This window comes from Protofrankia sp. CiT1, from assembly GCF_917627335.1.
Taxonomy (GTDB): Bacteria; Actinomycetota; Actinomycetes; order Frankiales; family Frankiaceae; genus Protofrankia.
In genome coordinates this window covers 1-15,376 of sequence record NZ_CAKJTP010000101.1, presented here as the reverse complement: position 1 = coordinate 15,376, position 15,376 = coordinate 1, and the positions used below count along the sequence as shown (strand labels likewise).

General features: G+C 72.0%; 14 protein-coding genes. 5 read left to right on the top strand and 9 right to left on the bottom strand.

Annotated features, from left to right (window positions below):
- Window positions 1-192: 192 nt before the first annotated feature.
- The 4 genes from gatB to gatC form a co-directional block, all read right to left on the bottom strand.
- Window positions 193-1,692: an Asp-tRNA(Asn)/Glu-tRNA(Gln) amidotransferase subunit GatB gene (gene gatB / locus MJ785_RS15375; protein WP_239308759.1), complete on the bottom strand. Its 1,500-nt coding sequence runs from the start codon at window positions 1,690-1,692 to the stop codon at window positions 193-195.
- Between the two features lie 14 nt (window positions 1,693-1,706).
- Window positions 1,707-1,994 (bottom strand): hypothetical protein, encoded by a 288-nt coding sequence (locus MJ785_RS15370; protein ID WP_239381465.1) that lies wholly within the window; start codon window positions 1,992-1,994, stop codon window positions 1,707-1,709.
- A gap of 117 nt (window positions 1,995-2,111) precedes the next feature.
- Window positions 2,112-3,599, bottom strand: coding sequence for an Asp-tRNA(Asn)/Glu-tRNA(Gln) amidotransferase subunit GatA (gene gatA / locus MJ785_RS15365; RefSeq protein ID WP_239308755.1), 1,488 nt, complete (start codon window positions 3,597-3,599; stop codon window positions 2,112-2,114).
- A 12-nt stretch (window positions 3,600-3,611) separates the two neighbouring features.
- The gene (gatC, locus tag MJ785_RS15360) at window positions 3,612-3,908 is read right to left on the bottom strand and encodes an Asp-tRNA(Asn)/Glu-tRNA(Gln) amidotransferase subunit GatC (protein WP_239308758.1); all 297 of its coding nucleotides are present in this window, start codon (window positions 3,906-3,908) and stop codon (window positions 3,612-3,614) included.
- 261 nt (window positions 3,909-4,169) lie between these two features.
- On the opposite strand from gatC, the gene gltX reads away from it, so the two are divergent.
- Together gltX and MJ785_RS15350 are read left to right on the top strand one after the other, a co-directional pair.
- Entirely contained in the window at window positions 4,170-5,630 is a 1,461-nt protein-coding gene (gene gltX / locus MJ785_RS15355) for a glutamate--tRNA ligase (RefSeq protein ID WP_239308754.1), read from the top strand.
- A 163-nt stretch (window positions 5,631-5,793) separates the two neighbouring features.
- Window positions 5,794-6,516: an ACT domain-containing protein gene (locus tag MJ785_RS15350; RefSeq protein ID WP_239308753.1), complete on the top strand. Its 723-nt coding sequence runs from the start codon at window positions 5,794-5,796 to the stop codon at window positions 6,514-6,516.
- 58 nt (window positions 6,517-6,574) lie between these two features.
- Here MJ785_RS15350 and ligA read toward each other — a convergent pair whose 3' ends face one another.
- The 5 genes from ligA to mftF form a co-directional block, all read right to left on the bottom strand.
- The gene (gene ligA, locus MJ785_RS15345; protein ID WP_239308752.1) at window positions 6,575-8,728 is read right to left on the bottom strand and encodes an NAD-dependent DNA ligase LigA; all 2,154 of its coding nucleotides are present in this window, start codon (window positions 8,726-8,728) and stop codon (window positions 6,575-6,577) included.
- Window positions 8,725-9,780: a methionine synthase gene (locus tag MJ785_RS15340; protein WP_239381463.1), complete on the bottom strand. Its 1,056-nt coding sequence runs from the start codon at window positions 9,778-9,780 to the stop codon at window positions 8,725-8,727. Before MJ785_RS15340 ends, ligA begins: the two co-directional genes overlap by 4 nt.
- An 81-nt stretch (window positions 9,781-9,861) precedes the next feature.
- Window positions 9,862-10,956 (bottom strand): tRNA 2-thiouridine(34) synthase MnmA, encoded by a 1,095-nt coding sequence (gene mnmA, locus MJ785_RS15335; RefSeq protein ID WP_239308750.1) that lies wholly within the window; start codon window positions 10,954-10,956, stop codon window positions 9,862-9,864.
- Between the two features lie 5 nt (window positions 10,957-10,961).
- The gene (locus MJ785_RS15330) at window positions 10,962-12,149 is read right to left on the bottom strand and encodes a cysteine desulfurase family protein (RefSeq protein WP_239308749.1); all 1,188 of its coding nucleotides are present in this window, start codon (window positions 12,147-12,149) and stop codon (window positions 10,962-10,964) included.
- Entirely contained in the window at window positions 12,146-13,663 is a 1,518-nt protein-coding gene (gene mftF / locus MJ785_RS15325; RefSeq protein ID WP_239308748.1) for a mycofactocin biosynthesis glycosyltransferase MftF, read from the bottom strand. The genes MJ785_RS15330 and mftF overlap by 4 nt, the downstream gene beginning before the upstream one ends.
- A 59-nt stretch (window positions 13,664-13,722) precedes the next feature.
- Here mftF and mftA point away from each other — a divergent pair, with 59 nt between their 5' ends.
- From mftA to mftC, 3 genes are read left to right on the top strand one after another with little or no spacing between them, the layout of a single operon-like run.
- Window positions 13,723-13,851 carry a mycofactocin precursor MftA gene (gene mftA / locus MJ785_RS15320; RefSeq protein ID WP_239308747.1) on the top strand — a complete coding sequence of 43 codons (129 nt, stop codon included), beginning with the start codon at window positions 13,723-13,725 and terminating at the stop codon, window positions 13,849-13,851.
- A 38-nt stretch (window positions 13,852-13,889) separates the two neighbouring features.
- Window positions 13,890-14,198, top strand: a complete 309-nt coding sequence (gene mftB, locus MJ785_RS15315) for a mycofactocin biosynthesis chaperone MftB (protein WP_239381461.1) — start codon at window positions 13,890-13,892, stop codon at window positions 14,196-14,198.
- Complete coding sequence (gene mftC / locus MJ785_RS15310; RefSeq protein ID WP_370652672.1) at window positions 14,185-15,375, top strand: mycofactocin radical SAM maturase; 1,191 nt, start codon at window positions 14,185-14,187, stop codon at window positions 15,373-15,375. The genes mftB and mftC overlap by 14 nt, the downstream gene beginning before the upstream one ends.
- Window position 15,376: the final 1 nt, after the last annotated feature.

Below are 15,376 nucleotides of genomic sequence, written 5' to 3'. Positions count from 1 at the left end.
CCCTGGAGCGGTCCCGGTTCCGTAGACGACGGAGCTGAAGTTCACTGCCCACGAAAGCAGAAACCTTCAGGCGGCCGGACTGACAGCCACGGTGACAGCCAAGCCGGCGAACGTCAGCGGACGCACCCCCCTGGTTGGCGGACGCGGTGGACGTCCGCGGACGCCAGCGGAAGATCCAGAGAAACTGGACGTTCAGGCGTTGAGGCGCTCCAGCAGGAGCTTGCGCGTGGCGTTCGCGTCGGCCTGGCCCTTCATGGCCTTCATGACCGCGCCGACCAGCGGGCCGACCGCGTTCACCTTGCCGGCCCGCACCTTGTCCGCGATGGCCGGCTGAGCGGCGATGGCCGCGTCCACCGCCTCGGCGAGCGCGCCGCCGTCCGACACCAGCTTCAGGCCGCGACCGGCCACCACCTCGTCCGGGGAGCCCTCGCCCGCGAGAACGCCGTCGATGACCTTGCGGGCAAGAGCGTCGGTGAGAGCACCCGCCGCGACCAGCTCCGCGATACGGGCCACCTCAGCCGGCCCGATCGCGAGGCCCGTCGGCGCCACACCGGCGTCGGCGGCCCGGCGGGCAAGCTCGTTCAGCCACCACTTGCGGGCCGCGTCCGCCGCCGCGCCAGCCATGACGGTCTGTTCGACCAGGTCGAGGACGCCGGCGTTACGCATGTTCACGATCTCGGCGGGCGAGAAGCCGTGGTCGACGGAAAGCCGGGCGCGCCGCTGCGCCGGCAGCTCCGGAATGGTCGCCCGGACCGCGTCGACATACTCGTGGGTCAGCGCCAGCGGGGTGAGGTCGGGCTCGGGGAAGTAGCGGTAGTCGGTCGCCTCCTCCTTGGAACGACCGGACGACGTCGTGCCGGAGGCCTCGTCGAAGTGCCTGGTCTCCTGGACGACACGCAGACCCGCGTCCAGGCGGCCCGCCTGCCGGACGATCTCGTAGCGCACCGCCCGCTCCACCGACCGCAGCGAGTTGAGGTTCTTGGTCTCCGAGCGGGTGCCGTAGGGCGCCGCCGGCTCGCCAGGCGCGCTACGCGGCCGCAACGACACGTTGGCGTCACAGCGCAGCGAGCCCTGCTCCATCCGGACGTCGGAGACGGTGAGCGCCCGGCACAGTTCACGCAGTTCGTCGACGTAGGCGCGGGCGACCTCAGGTGAGCGGATGTCCGGCTCGGTGACGATCTCGACGAGAGGGATGCCGGCCCGGTTGTAGTCGACCAGGGAGTGCGTGGCCCCGTGGATACGCCCGCTGGCTCCGCCCACGTGCAGGGACTTGCCGGTGTCCTCCTCCATGTGGACGCGGGTGATGCCAATCCGGTGGATCTTCCCGGCAACCTCCAGGTCGAGCCAGCCGTTCTCGCACAACGGCTCGTCGTACTGGCTGATCTGGAAGTTCTTCGGCATGTCCGGGTAGAAGTAGTTCTTGCGCGCGAACCGGCACCACGGTGAGATCGAGCAGTTCAGCGCCAGGCCGATCATCACGGCGAACCGCACGGCGGCCTCGTTGACCACCGGCAGCGACCCCGGCAGCCCGAGACAGGTCGGGCACACCTGGGTGTTGGGCTCCGCGCCGAACACCGTGGAGCAGCCGCAGAACATCTTCGAGGCGGTACCGAGCTCGACGTGCGTCTCCAGCCCGATCACCGGCTCGTAGCGAGCGACGGCGTCGTCGAAGGTGGGGGTGGTAACCGCCACATTGGTCGGGGATGTCAACGCAGGTGCTCCTGTTCAACCGGGTCTGCCTCGCCTGACGGGTCCGACGGAGCCGAGGGCCGGTCCTCGGCCGGGTTCGGGATCGCCGTGTCCGGTGACCGGCGCGGGCCGGTGTCACGCAGGTGGATCCGGGTGGCGAAGGCGGAACCGGCAACACCGAGGACGCCCCAGACGATCAGAATCGGCGAAACCGCCGTGATGCCCACCCCGAGTGCCGCCAAGGCCAGCACCCACACCGCCACGAGTGGCACCCGGTCCGCCCGCTGGCTACGTAGCGCAACCATCGACGTCTCCCCTCGTTCCACAGATCTCACGACTCACGACCCCCACCAGACCCAGTGCCCCGCTGGGTCTGGTGGGGCCTGCGGTGGCAGGAAAACCGCGCATGGGCTCCGCCGGCACTACAGCTGCGGGGCGTCGTCGAGGAGGGGATGGCCGCGGGCGGCGTCCAGGGCCGCCTCCAGCGCACCGCCCACCTGGTAAAGCCGGTCGTCCGCGAAGGTCGGCGCCATGATCTGGAAGCCCACCGGAAGGCCGTCGGCAAGGCCGATCGGCAGGCTCATCGCCGGCCCACCGGCCAGGTTCGACGGGATCGTGCACAGGTCGGACAGGTACATCGCCACCGGGTCGTCGACCTTCTCCCCCAGGCGGAACGCGACCGTCGGCGTGGTGGGCGAGGCCAGCACGTCGACCCGTTCGTAGGCTGCCGCGAAGTCCTGACTGATCAGCGTCCGGACCTTCTGCGCCTGACCGTAGTAGGCATCGTAATACCCCGACGACAGCGCGTAGGTTCCCAGCATAATCCGGCGCTTGACCTCGGCTCCGAACCCGGCACCGCGGGTGCGGGTCATGACCTCCTCGGCCCCGGCCTCACCGTCGTCACCGATGCGCAGGCCGAACCGCATCGCGTCGAAGCGAGCCAGGTTGGACGAGCACTCACTCGGCGCGATCAGATAGTAGGCGGGCAGCGCGTAGACGAAGTGCGGGCAGCTCACCTCGATGACCTCGGCGCCCAGCCCGACCAGCACCTCGAGGGCGTCGGAGAACCGTGCCCGCACCCCGATGTCGTAACCGTCCCCGGACAGCTCACGGACCACGCCGATGCGCACGCCGCGCAGGTCCCGGCTGGCGGCGGCGGCCACCACGCCGGGTACCGGCAGCTCGATACTGGTCGTGTCCAGCGGGTCGTGGCCCGCGATGGCGGCATGCAGCAGAGCGGCGTCGGTGACCGTACGGGCCAGCGGCCCGGCCTGGTCCAGCGAGCTGGAGAAGGCGACGAGACCGTAGCGGCTCACCCCGCCGTAGGTCGGCTTGACCCCGACCAGCCCGCACACGGCCGCGGGCTGGCGGATCGAGCCGCCCGTGTCGGTGCCGATCGAGACCGGGGTCTCGAAAGCGGCCACAGCGGCCGCGCTGCCACCGCTACTGCCACCGGGGATGCGGTCGGTGTCCCACGGGTTGCGGGTCGGCCCGTACGCGGAGTTCTCGGTGGACGACCCCATCGCGAACTCGTCCATGTTGGCCTTACCGATGATCACAACGCCGGCGGCCCGCAACTTCGCCACCACAGTCGCGTCGTATGGCGGCCGCCAGCCCTCAAGCATCCGGCTGCCGCAGGTCGTCGGCATGCCGCGGGCGGCGAACACGTCCTTGAGGGCCAGCGGGACGCCCGCAAGCGGCCCGAGACGCTCCCCCGCGGCCCGGCGGCGGTCGACACCGCGCGCCGCGGCGACAGCACCGTCGACGTCGACGTGCAGGAACGCGTTGATCCGATCATCGACCTTCGCGATCCGGTCAAGCGCGGCCTGAGTCACCTCCAGCGCGCTGAGTTCGCCGGCGGCGATCGCGGCGGCGGTTCGGGCGGCGGAGAAGCGGCTGACGTCGGTCACGGGCAGGAACCCTCACTCGTCCATGTCAAGAATGCGCGGTACCCGGAACCGGCCGTCTTCGGCGGCGGGCGCGCCGGCAAGCGCGTCGGCCTGCGACAGCGACGTGCGGGTGATGTCCGCTCGGAACACGTTCGTCAGCGGGACGGCGTGGGTGGTCGGCGGGATATCGCCCGCGGCAACCTCCGCGACCCGGGCGACAGCACCGATGATCACGTCAAGCTGGGAGGCGAGCGTACCCAGCTCCTCGTCGGACAGGGCCAGCCGCGACAGGCGGGCAAGATGCGCGACCTCGTCCCTGGTAATCGCCATACCGGTCACACCCCTCCGACTTCCCGGGACCTTACGGCCACCTCACGCCTGCCAGACTTCCGCGGCTGCCCGCCGCTGGGCGCCAGCCCCTGAGCGCCGATCCGCCGACGTCCGTGCCTGCTGACTGGCGGATGACGCTGTGGTCATCGTACGGGCCAGCACGCGGGAACCGGGCGCGGGCATGGCCGCCCCGCGCGGCCCGGGGGATATACCCGCACGCCGTCGTGGGCTGGGGATACGGGCTGGGGATACGGTGCGGGAGTGGTCAGCGTCGTTCCACGGCTGCGTTTCGCGCCGTCCCCCACCGGTTTGTTCCATGTCGGCAACGCCCGCTCCCTGCTGCTGAACTGGGTGGTCGCTCGCCAGTCGGGCGGTTCGCTGGTGCTGCGGATCGAGGACACCGACGCGGCCCGCAGCCGTCCCGAGTGGACGCAGGGGATCATCGACGCGATGGCCTGGCTGGGGGTGGGCCCGGCCGAGTACGAGGGCCCCTACCTCCAGTCGGCGAACGCCGAAGCGCACGCCGCGGCGGTCCAGGGACTGCTGTCGGCCGGGCGCGCCTACTTCTGTGACTGCTCACGCGAGGACGTCATCGCCCGCACCGGGGACAGCCACCGCGGCTACGACGGGTTCTGCCGGGACCGGGGGCTGGTCGAAAAGCGGGATACGAGCGCGACGCCGGCCTCGCCCGCGACCCTCGGGGGGCAGGGCCGCGCCGTGCGCTTCCGCACGCCAGACGACGGCACGACGATCGTCGTCGATCTCGTCCGCGGCAAGCCGGCGTTCGAGAACGCCCTGCTGGAGGACTTCATCATCGCCCGGAGTGACCTTTCGGCGACCTTTCTGCTGGCGAACGTCGTGGACGACATGACCATGGGTATCACCCATGTGATCCGCGCGGAGGAACACCTGTCGAACGCCCCCAAACAGCAGTTGCTGTGGGAGGCCATGGGAGCGCCGCCGCCGGTGTGGGCACACACCCCGATCCTGGTCAACGCCAAGCGGCAGAAGCTGTCCAAGCGGCGGGACCGGGTGGCGCTGGAGGACTTCCGCGCCGAGGGCTACCTGGCCGCGGCCATGCGCAACTACCTGATGCTGCTCGGCTGGGCCCCGTCGGGTGACCGGGAGATCGTCCCGTGGGAGGTCATCGAGACCGAGTTCCGGTTGACGGAGGTCAACTCCGCACCAGCCTACTTCGACGTGACCAAGCTGCGGGCGTTCAACGGGGAGTACATCCGGGCGCTGAGCCACGAGGAGTTCATCGCCGCGTGCGCACCGTGGCTCACCGGCCCGTCCGCTCCCTGGGATGCCGACGCCTACGACCCGGCGGTCTTCGCCGCGGTCGCGCCGCTCGCGCAGACCCGTCTCGTGCTGCTGTCGGAAATCCTGGAGCTGGTGGACTTCCTCTTCCTCGACGAGCCGGCCATCGACGAGGCGGCGTGGGCCAAGGCCATGAAGGATGGTGCGGCCGCTCTGCTCACGGCAACCATCGACGCCTACTCGCCGCTCGCGGGCGGGCCCGAATGGGATGCCGCGACGCTGAAAGCCCGGCTGGAAGACGTGGCGGTCGCCCACGGCCTGAAGCTCGGCAAGGCGCAGGCTCCGGTGCGGGTGGCGGTGACGGGCAGGTCGGTGGGTCTGCCGCTGTTCGAATCGGTCGCCGTGCTCGGCCCGGACCGGACACTCGCCCGGTTGCGAGCCGCCCACACCCGCCTCACATGATCATGATAACCCCCGGCGTCGAGCGACGCGATGACACTACGCACATGACACTGGAATGAGTAGCCATCCGGCATAGGACAACCCAGGACGGTGACCAGCGTCGATACCTGCACGTAATTCTTTCGTCACGTTAGCATTATCTTCAATCCGCATCCTTGACTACATGTCGTATCTGCTGCGCCTTCTCCTGCCGGACCGCCCCGGCGCCCTGGGCGCGGTCGCGACCGCCCTTGGCCAGGCAGGCGTCGACATCGTCAGCCTGGACGTCGTCGAACACGGCCCGGACGGCGCCGTGGACGACCTCGTCGTCGCGGCACCGCCGTACGGGCTTGTCGACACCGTCCTGACCGCCGCGCAGTCCGTACCCGGCGTGCGCGTGGAGTCCCTGCGCCCGTACCTGTCCGGGGGTACCGGCATTCAGCGTGACCTCGATCTCGTCGAAGCCATGACCTCCCGGCCCGACGATGCGCTCGCCATCATGACCGAGTTCGTCGGAGCGGTGTTCCACGCGGACTGGGCTGTGCTGCTGGACCGGGTCGCGCCGGATGACCTGCGGGTTGTGGAGACCTCCGTCGGCGCTCCGGACCTCGGCGGCGACGAGTTCGCCGTTCCGGAACGGGTGCGGCCCGCGCTGGGATGGCTGCCGTTGGACCGCGCGCAGCGCCTGGACCGCGACGCGGGCTGGCTCCCGCCCCGTTGGACGGCGCTCGGCATGGAGCTGGCGGTCGCGCCGGTGGGCAGCCCAGACCGGGCGGTACTGGTCGGTCGGCCGGGCGGCCCGGCCTTCCGGGCATCGGAGGTACAGCGGCTCGCGCATCTCGCCGGCATCGCCGCGACGATCGCCCACAACAGGAACGTCTCGCTCGCCACGCACGGAACGCGCTGACGGTCCGGGCCGGCCGCAACGGGGCGGGGGCGGGGGCGGGGAGAGCGATCACCCGCGATCACCCGGTCGGATCGTCGTCAGCCCGCTCCACGGGAAGGGCGTGCGCGCTGGCGGCCCGCGGCCCGGCGGCCAGCAGCACGGCGAACCCGGCCTCGTCGAGCACCGGGAGTTTCAGCGCCCGCGCCTTGTCGTACTTGGTTGCCCCGGGGTCGGTGCCGATCACCACGAAGGTCGTCTTCTTGCTCACCGAGCCGGTGACCTTGCCACCGCATGCCTGGACAGCCTCGGTGGCGGAGTCACGGCTCCACCCCGCCAGCGTCCCGGTGATGACGACGGTGACGCCCGTAAGCGAGCCTGGCCCGTCGTCGGCGCCGACGTCGGCGAACCGCGCCCCGCCGGAACGTATCCGGTCGAGGATCTCGCGGTGGCGGGCATCGGCGAACCAGTCGACAACGGTCGCGGCTATGGTCGGGCCGACCCCGTCGACGGCGGCCAGGGCCTCGGTGGACGCGGCGGCGATGGCGTCCACCGAACGCATCTCCCGCGCCAGCGCCCGAGCCGCGCTCGGCCCGACATGCCGGATGGACAGGCCGACCAACAGCCGCCACAGTGGTTGCGCCCGAGCCTGCTCGACCCCGCGCAGAATCTGGTCGATCTTCTTCTCGCCGAACCCACGCAGTCCGTCGAACGACTCGGCGCTCAGGTGAAAAACGTCTCCCACGTCGTGCACACGGCCGGCGTCCAACAGGGCGGTGGCGGTCTCATAACCGAACCCGTCGATGTCCAGCGCGCCCCGGGAGGCGAAGTGAAAGATCGACTCCCGCAGCTGCGCGGGGCATGACACCGTGTTCGGGCAGCGCGTGTCGGCCTCGTCCTCGGGACGCACCAGCCCGGCGCCGCACTCCGGGCAGTGAGTCGGCATGGCAAACGCGCGTTCGGAGCCGTCCCGCAGATCCACCAGCGGCCCGACGATCTCCGGGATGACGTCGCCGGCCTTGCGGAGCACCACGGTGTCGCCGATCAACACGCCCTTCCGCTCGATCTGGTCGGCGTTGTGCAGGGTGGCCAGAGCGACCGTCGAGCCCGCGACCCTGACCGGCGCCAGCCGGCCGAACGGGGTGACCCGGCCCGTGCGGCCCACGTTGACCTCGATATCGAGCAGCTTGGTGGTCACCTCCTCGGGTGGATACTTGTAGGCCACCGCCCAGCGCGGGGATTTCGCGGTGGCGCCGAGCCGGCGTTGCAGCCCGAACGCGTCGACCTTGACCACCACCCCGTCGATCTCGTGCTCGACGTCGTGGCGCCGCTCCCCCCAACGGCGGACGAACGCCTCGACCGCGGCGATGCTGCCCGCCACCTCGTGGTGATGGGAGACAGGCAGGCCGAGTTCGGCCATCCGCTCGTACGCCGCGGACTGGGCCGCGACGTCAAGCCCCCGGTGGGCACCGAGCCCGTGGACTGTCATCGACAGCGGACGCCTGGCGGTGACCCGGGGGTCCTTCTGCCGCAGCGACCCGGCGGCGGCGTTACGCGGGTTGGCGAACGGCTTTTCACCCGCCGCGACCAGAGCCGCGTTGAGCTCGGCGAACGCCGCGGTGGGGAAGAACACCTCGCCCCGGACCTCCAGCAGCGCCGGGACACCCGGGCCGCGCAGCCGGATCGGCACCGTCGACAGGGTGCGGATGTTCGGGGTGACGTCCTCACCGACCCGCCCGTCGCCACGGGTGGCCGCGCGAACCAGATAACCGTCCTCGTAGACCAGGTCGATCGCCAGCCCGTCGATCTTCAGTTCACACAGCCAGGCGTCGACAGCGGTGTCACGGGTCGCCCGCAGTGCCCAGGCTTCGAGCTCGGCATCGGTGAAAACGTTGTCGAGGGAGAGCATCCGTTCCACATGCTCGACCGGCGTGAACAGCGTCGAGAAGAAGCCGGCGACCTTCTGGGTCGGCGAGTCCGAGGTGCGCAGCGCCGGATGACGGGCCTCGATCTCCGCCAGCTCGCCCATGAGCTGGTCGTACTCGGCATCGGAGACCGTCGGCGCATCCAGCACGTAGTAGCGGTAGGCGTACTCGTCCAGGTCACGGGCCAGCTCCGCGGCGCGCGCCCGCACCGATGGCGGGATCTCGCCGGCCTCGTCCTCGGTGTCGGCAGCTGGCTCGAGCACGGTGCTCGGGGGGCCGTCCGTGCCGGGCGCGGGAGGACAGGCACTCATGCCGAATCGTCCGCGAGCGCCCGGCCCGCCTCGCGGCAGCGTCGCAACGCCACCCGGGCGTAGGCGGGCGTCGCGCCCGCAAGACCACAGGTCGGCGTCACCGCGACCACCTCCCGAAGCTGTTCCGGGGAGAACCCCAGCCGGCGCCACATGGACCGGACCGGCTCGACGCTACGGCGGGCGTCCGGCAGTTCGGTGTCCCGCACGCCGGTGTCCCGCACGCCGGTGTCCCGCGCCGGCACCACTCCCAGCAGCAGCGCGACCCCCGCCTCGACCGCCGTGCCGATCGCGTCGTCATCCGCGTGGGTGAGCGCGGTCGCGTCCACGCTGACAAAGGCCGCGCCGGCCCGGCGCAGCAGGTCGACCGGGGGCGATGCCGCGCAGCAGTGCACCCCGGCCGGCACCCCGGCGCCGGCGAGCAGGCCGCGCAGCCTGTCGGCGGCAACGTCCTCCGCCACCGCCGGCAGTACCCCGAACCCGCTGGGGGTGCGGACCCGGCCGGCGAGCACCGCCGGCAGATTCGGCTCGTCGAGCTGGACGAGCAGGCGGGCACCAGGCAGGACGCGCGCAATCCGCGCGAGGTGGCGGACGATGCCCTCGGCGAGGGCCTCGGCCATGTCCCGGCTGGCCCCGGGGTCCTTGAGGGCCTTGTGCCCCCGCGTCAGCTCGACCGCGGCGGCGAGCGTCCACGGACCGGTGACGGCGACCTTGAACGGCCCCGTATAGCCGGCGGCGACCTCGCCGAGCGCGTCGAGGTCGCGGGCCATCAGGTCACGGGTGCGACGCAGGTCGACGCCGGGACGCGGCACCAGCCGCCACCCGGACGGCTGCAGGTCGACCGGCATGTCCGCGAGCAGGCCCGCGGCACGTCCGATCATCTCGGCCCCGGCCCCGCGGCCCGGCAGCTCAGGCAGGTGCGGCAGGTCCGGAAGTTCACCGAAGACCAGCCGGCAGGCCTCGACCGGGTCTGTCCCCGGCAACGAGCCGACCCCGGTCGCTGTCCCCGGCTCCCACAGCCGGGTGCTGCTGGAGAGCGCGGCTGGCTGTGTCATGTGGCCATCCACATCATGATCAGAACTTCCCGTGTACGAAAGGTCAGGACCTGAGACGCCGACCCGCCCGAACCCCGCGGATCAGCCGCCGGGCCGACCGGCATCGCGCGGGCCGGCACCGAACCGACCGAACCGGCGGACATGGCCCCCGCCCAGGACCCGGTCACCGTCGTAGAGGACGACGGCCTGCCCAGGCGCGGTACCGCGGACCGGTTCGCCCAGCCTGATGTACAGCTCGTCCCCGACCGCCTCGGCGGTGGCCGGGACCGCCCGCCCGTGCGCGCGGACCTGGGCCGCGCACGCCACCGGGCCCTCATGCGGCCAGACCGCCACGTCCGCGACCAGATCGCGGACGTCGAGTGCCTGGGCCGGGCCAACCGTCACCGTGGCGGTCACCGGGGAGATGTCGAGGACATAACGCGGCCTGCCGTCAGGCGCGGGACGGCCAAGGCGCAGGCCCCGGCGCTGCCCGATCGTGAACGCGAACGCCCCGTCGTGCTCCCCCACCCGCTCGCCGGTGACGGCGTCCACCACCGGGCCGGGCCGCGGCCCCAACCGGTCGCGCAGCCACCGGCCGGTGTCGCCGTCGGCGATGAAGCAGATGTCATGGCTGTCCGGCTTGTCCGCGACCGCGAGACCGCGGCGGGCGGCCTCGGCCCGGACCTCGGTCTTCGTGGTGTCCCCCAACGGGAAGATCGCGTGCATGAGCTGTTCGGGACGCAGCGTCCCCAGCACGTAGGACTGGTCCTTGTCCGGGTCCACCGAACGGCGCAGCACCGCGCCGGACAGCTGGGCGTGATGCCCGGTGACGACCGCGTCGAAGCCCAGCGCCAGCGCCCGGTCGAGCACCGCCGCGAACTTGATCCGCTCATTGCAGCGGACGCAGGGGTTCGGCGTCCGCCCGGCTGAGTAGGCGGCAACGAACTCCTCGATGACGTCGTGCTCAAAGCGCTCCGCCAGATCCCACACGTAGAACGGGATGCCGAGGACGTCAGCGGCACGGCGGGCGTCGTGCGCGTCCTCGACCGTGCAGCAGCCGCGCGCGCCGGCGCGGTGCGACTCAGGGGATCTCGACAGCGCCAGGTGCACGCCGGTCACCGCGTGGCCGGCGTCGACCGCGCGGGCGGCCGCCACCGCCGAGTCGACTCCGCCGGACATGGCCGCAAGCACCCGCATCCCGCTCATCCTCCCGACAGACCCGCCAGCGCACCGGCGCGGCGCGCCCGCTCCACCACCGGGGCGATCACCTTGACGAGGGCGTCGACGTCAGCGCGGGTGGAGGTCCGCCCCAGGGAGAAACGCAGCGACCCGCGAGCGCGGGCCTCGTCCACGCCCATGGCCAGCAGGACGTGCGACGGCCGGGCAACACCGGCGGAGCAGGCCGAACCCGTCGAGCACTCGATCCCGTGAGCGTCGAGAAGCAGCAGCAGCGAGTCACCCTCGCAGCCGGGAAAGGTCAGATGGGCGATCCCGGGCAGGAGCCCCGGGCCCGAGGGTGCCCCGTTCACCACCGCGTCCGGCACCTCCGCGAGGACACGTGCGACCAAATCATCACGTAGGGCAACGAGACGCTCCGCCTCGACCGGCCGTTCGTGGACCGCCGTGGTCGCCGCGGCCGCGAACGCCGCCACCCCCGGCGTGTCGAGCGTCCCCGATCGTAGATCGCGTTCCTGCCCGCCGCCGTGGGTCAGCGGCGCCAGCGCCAACCCCCGGCGGACCAGCAGCGCGCCCATGCCGATCGGACCGCCGAGCTTGTGGGCGCTGACCGTGAGCGCATCCGCTCCGCTGTCCTCGAACGACAGCGGGATCGACCCGACCGCCTGGACGGCGTCCGTGTGGAAGGCGATCCCGAAACCGTGTGCGACCGCCGCCAGCTCCGCGATCGGCGATACCGTGCCGACCTCGTTGTTCGCCCACATGACGCTCACCAGCGCGACGCTGTCAGGATCACGCACGATCGCCGCGGCGAGAACGTCCGGGTGCACCATCCCGGTGGCGTCCACGGGCAAGAGCTCGACCTGGGCATCCTGCGCCTCGGCGAGCCAGAACACCGCGTCCAGGATGGCGCGGTGCTCGACGGCACTGACCAGCACCCGGTGCCGGCGCGGCGCGACCGCCCGCCGCGCCCAGTACAGCCCCTTGATGGCCAGGTTGTCGCTCTCCGTCCCGCCGGCGGTGAAAACAACCTCCGACGGGCGTGCGCGCAGCGCGGCGGCCAACGCCTCACGCGACTCTTCGACTACTCTACGGGCGCGACGACCGCTGGCGTGCAGCGACGACGCGTTCCCGGCCTCCGCGAGCGCCGCGGTGTAGGCAGCCACGGCCTCAGGACGCATCGGCGTGGTTGCCGCGTGGTCGAGGTAGGTCACAACACTGAGGATATCCGCGCGCCGCCCGCTCGCCCCGGACGTACCCGACCCGCGCCAGTCGGGACCGGGCGCAGCGGGCGGGTGGTACGGGCCCGCAGACAGCCCCACCAGACTCCGGCGCAGTAGGCGGCGTCGTCGGTGACACGCAGGACGACATAGGGGACGAGGCCGACGTCCGGGCGGTCGCGCCACCAGTCCCACGCGGTCGGCAGGATCGCCGCGGCCAGCAGGACCCGCCGGCCTGGCCGGCCCGCGGCGAGCCCGAGTGGCACCAGCCACACCCGCCGGGCCGTGTCCGCCGCCGCCCACGCCGTGAAGCGCCGGCCCTGAGCGACCAGAACCGCCGCGAGCAGCCCGGCATGGGGCACGGGCGGGCGCAGCTCGATGAGCTTCCGGCGTAGCCGCACCGCGCTGACAACCGCGCCGAGTCCCACGGAGCCAGCGGTCCCCGCGGTCAGGGCCGCTGGCCCGCGCGCCGCCAGGGCAGCTACCGCCACGCCCAGAGCCGCGCCCCGCGCTGGGCGCAGCGGCACGGGATGGCGCAGCGCGAGCGGCGCCGCGGACGATCCGTAGCCGACCCGTTGCGTGGCCCAGCCCAGCCAGGACGACCGGGGCTGGTGGAGCACTGCTGTGGCCGCTTCGTAGCGCACCGACCAGCCGGCCGCGGTCAGCCGCCACACCAGGTCGACGTCCTCGCCGTAGCGCATCGCCGGATCGAAGTCGGCCAGCTCCCGACGGATCAGCAGCGCCGCGGCCGGCACATAGGAGATACGGCTGCCCGCACGGACCGGACCGGACCGCGGGCCCAGGTCCAGCGGGGACCGTGACATCTCGTAGCGGGCGCGCAGGGCCCGGCCCGCGCTGGAGGCGACCCGCGGGGCCACGAGCGCGACCACCGGATCGACAAGATGCGGCAGCAGCCTGGTGAGCCAGCCCGCGCCGGGCAGCACATCCGAGTCGAGGAAGGCGACCAGCCCGGTTGTCGCGGCCCGCGCCCCGGTCATGCGGGCGGCCGCGGGCCCCAGCGGCGAGACATGCCTGATGACACGGGCACCAGCGAGCCGCGCGACCGCCGCGGTGGCGTCGGTTGAGCCGTCGTCAACCACGATCACCTCCCGGCAGCTCCCGGTGACCATGGTGAGCAGCCGGGACAGCTCCCCCGCCCGGTCGCGCGCCGGGATGACGAGGGTGACGTCATCCGGGCCAGGCGTTCCCGGGACATCGCTGGCGGGCGGCACGGGGTCGGCGTGCCCGGCGCTCACCAACCGGCGGGCGAGCGCACCCGCGCCAGCGCCGGCCTCCGCGACCGTCGCACCCGCCGCGAGGGCGCCGAACACGGCCGCGCCGGCCTGGCTCAGCGTGAGCAGCCGCAGCGGCGATCCACCGAGCAGTACCCGACCACGCGACAGGACGCGTAGGTCCGGGTCACACTGAACCGAGAACAGCGCAGGTAGCGGGGCCGCGGGCGGGCCAGGTGCCCGGCTGCCACCGCCGGCTCCACCCGCACGACGCACAGCACGAGGCGCAGGGCTCCCCGCATGGCCCACAGCACAAGGACGCACAGGAGGAACCTATGGACTCCGCCGACAACGACCCCGCCCCGCGTGAGGTTCCAGGCATCTCCGCCGAGGGCGGCGAGCCGGTGCTGGAGGACCTCCTGGTCGAGGACGTGTCCATCGACGGCATGTGCGGCGTCTACTGATCAACCAGCCACAGCCGAGGACCGCCACAGACGCATCGATGCCCACGCCCACGCCCCCGCACGCCGCCGCCGCGGTCACGACCGGCGCCTTCGACCGCGGCCGCGCCTACCAGCTGCACCCGAAGGTCGCGCTGCGCCCGGAACGGTTCGGCGCGCTCGCCTACTCCTATGACACCCGGCGGCTGTCCCTGCTGAAAGATCTGGATCTGGTCGCGGTGGTGCGCTCGCTCGCGGACGCGCCGTCCGCGGCTGTCGCGCTCGACGCGGTGCCCACGGCGAAACGGCCGGCGGTGGAGCGGGCGCTGGCCCGCCTGGTGGAAACGGGGTTCGTCCGTGAGCGTCACTGATACCGATGTGGCCGGGCCGGCATCGACGGTCCGGGCCCGCGGTTCCCTGCGGGACGAGCTGCTGCGCGGGCTCGCCGCGCCGATCTGTCTGACCTGGGAGTGGACGTACGCCTGCAATCTGGCGTGCGTCCACTGCCTGTCCTCCTCGGGGCGGCGCGACCCCCGCGAGCTGACCACCGGCCAGCTGCGTTCGGTCGTCGACCAGCTCGCCGGCATGCAGGTCTTCTACGTCAACGTCGGTGGCGGTGAACCGATGACCCGGCCCGACTTCTTCGATGTGCTGGAGTACGCGGTCGACCATGGTGTCGGGGTCAAGTTCTCCACCAACGGAGGAATGATCAATCCGGTGAAGGCGCGGCGGCTCGCCGCGCTGGACTACGTCGACATCCAGATCTCCCTGGACGGCGCGGACGCGATGACCAACGACCCGGTGCGCGGTACCGGCTCCTATGACCGAGCCCGGACGGCCATGGATCACCTCGCCACCGCCGGGTTCGGCGCGTTCAAGCTGTCCGTGGTCGTGACCAGGCACAACGCGAGCCAGCTCGACTCGTTCGAGGCACTGGCCCGGGACTACGGCGCGGAGTTGCGGATCACCCGGCTGCGCCCGTCCGGCCGGGGACGGGACTCCTGGGCCGAACTGCACCCGACCGCGACGCAACAGCGGGACCTGCATTCCTGGCTGCTGGCCCGGCCGCACGTGCTGACCGGCGACTCGTTCTTCCATCTGGCGGCCTACGGGCAATCCCTGCCCGGGTTGAACCTGTGCGGCGCCGGCCGGGTTGTCTGCCTGATCGACCCAGTCGGAGACGTCTACGCCTGCCCGTTCGCGCTGCACGAACACTTCCGCGCCGGCAATGTGCTGGACACCGGTGGGTTCGCGGCGGTGTGGCGGGAATCAGAGCTGTTCACCGAGCTGCGGGAACCGGGCAGTGCCGGGGCGTGCACATCCTGCGGGCACTACGACGCCTGCCAGGGGGGGTGCATGGCGGCGAAGTTCTTCACCGGGCTGCCGCTGGACGGCCCCGACCCCGAATGCGTCCTCGGCCACGGCGAGGCGGCGCTGGCCGCGGTGAGCCCCGCGAGCCTGCCCGCCGTCGACAACGACCACAGCAAGAACGACCGCAGCCGCAACCCAGGCGCCAAGCGCCTACTCCCCCTGTCCGTCCTGCGCTGAC

What these genes read in the sequence shown, in the direction of transcription:
- MJ785_RS15370 (WP_239381465.1), bottom strand. Translation starts at nt 1,994, where the DNA reads ATGGTTGCGCTACGTAGCCAGCGGGCGGACCGGGTGCCACTCGTGGCG.
- gatC (WP_239308758.1), bottom strand. Translation starts at nt 3,908, where the DNA reads ATGGCGATTACCAGGGACGAGGTCGCGCATCTTGCCCGCCTGTCGCGG.
- MJ785_RS15350 (WP_239308753.1), top strand. Translation starts at nt 5,794, where the DNA reads ATGTCGTATCTGCTGCGCCTTCTCCTGCCGGACCGCCCCGGCGCCCTG.
- ligA (WP_239308752.1), bottom strand. Translation starts at nt 8,728, where the DNA reads ATGAGTGCCTGTCCTCCCGCGCCCGGCACGGACGGCCCCCCGAGCACC.
- MJ785_RS15340 (WP_239381463.1), bottom strand. Translation starts at nt 9,780, where the DNA reads ATGACACAGCCAGCCGCGCTCTCCAGCAGCACCCGGCTGTGGGAGCCG.
- mnmA (WP_239308750.1), bottom strand. Translation starts at nt 10,956, where the DNA reads ATGCGGGTGCTTGCGGCCATGTCCGGCGGAGTCGACTCGGCGGTGGCG.
- mftA (WP_239308747.1), top strand. Translation starts at nt 13,723, where the DNA reads ATGGACTCCGCCGACAACGACCCCGCCCCGCGTGAGGTTCCAGGCATC.
- mftB (WP_239381461.1), top strand. Translation starts at nt 13,890, where the DNA reads ATGCCCACGCCCACGCCCCCGCACGCCGCCGCCGCGGTCACGACCGGC.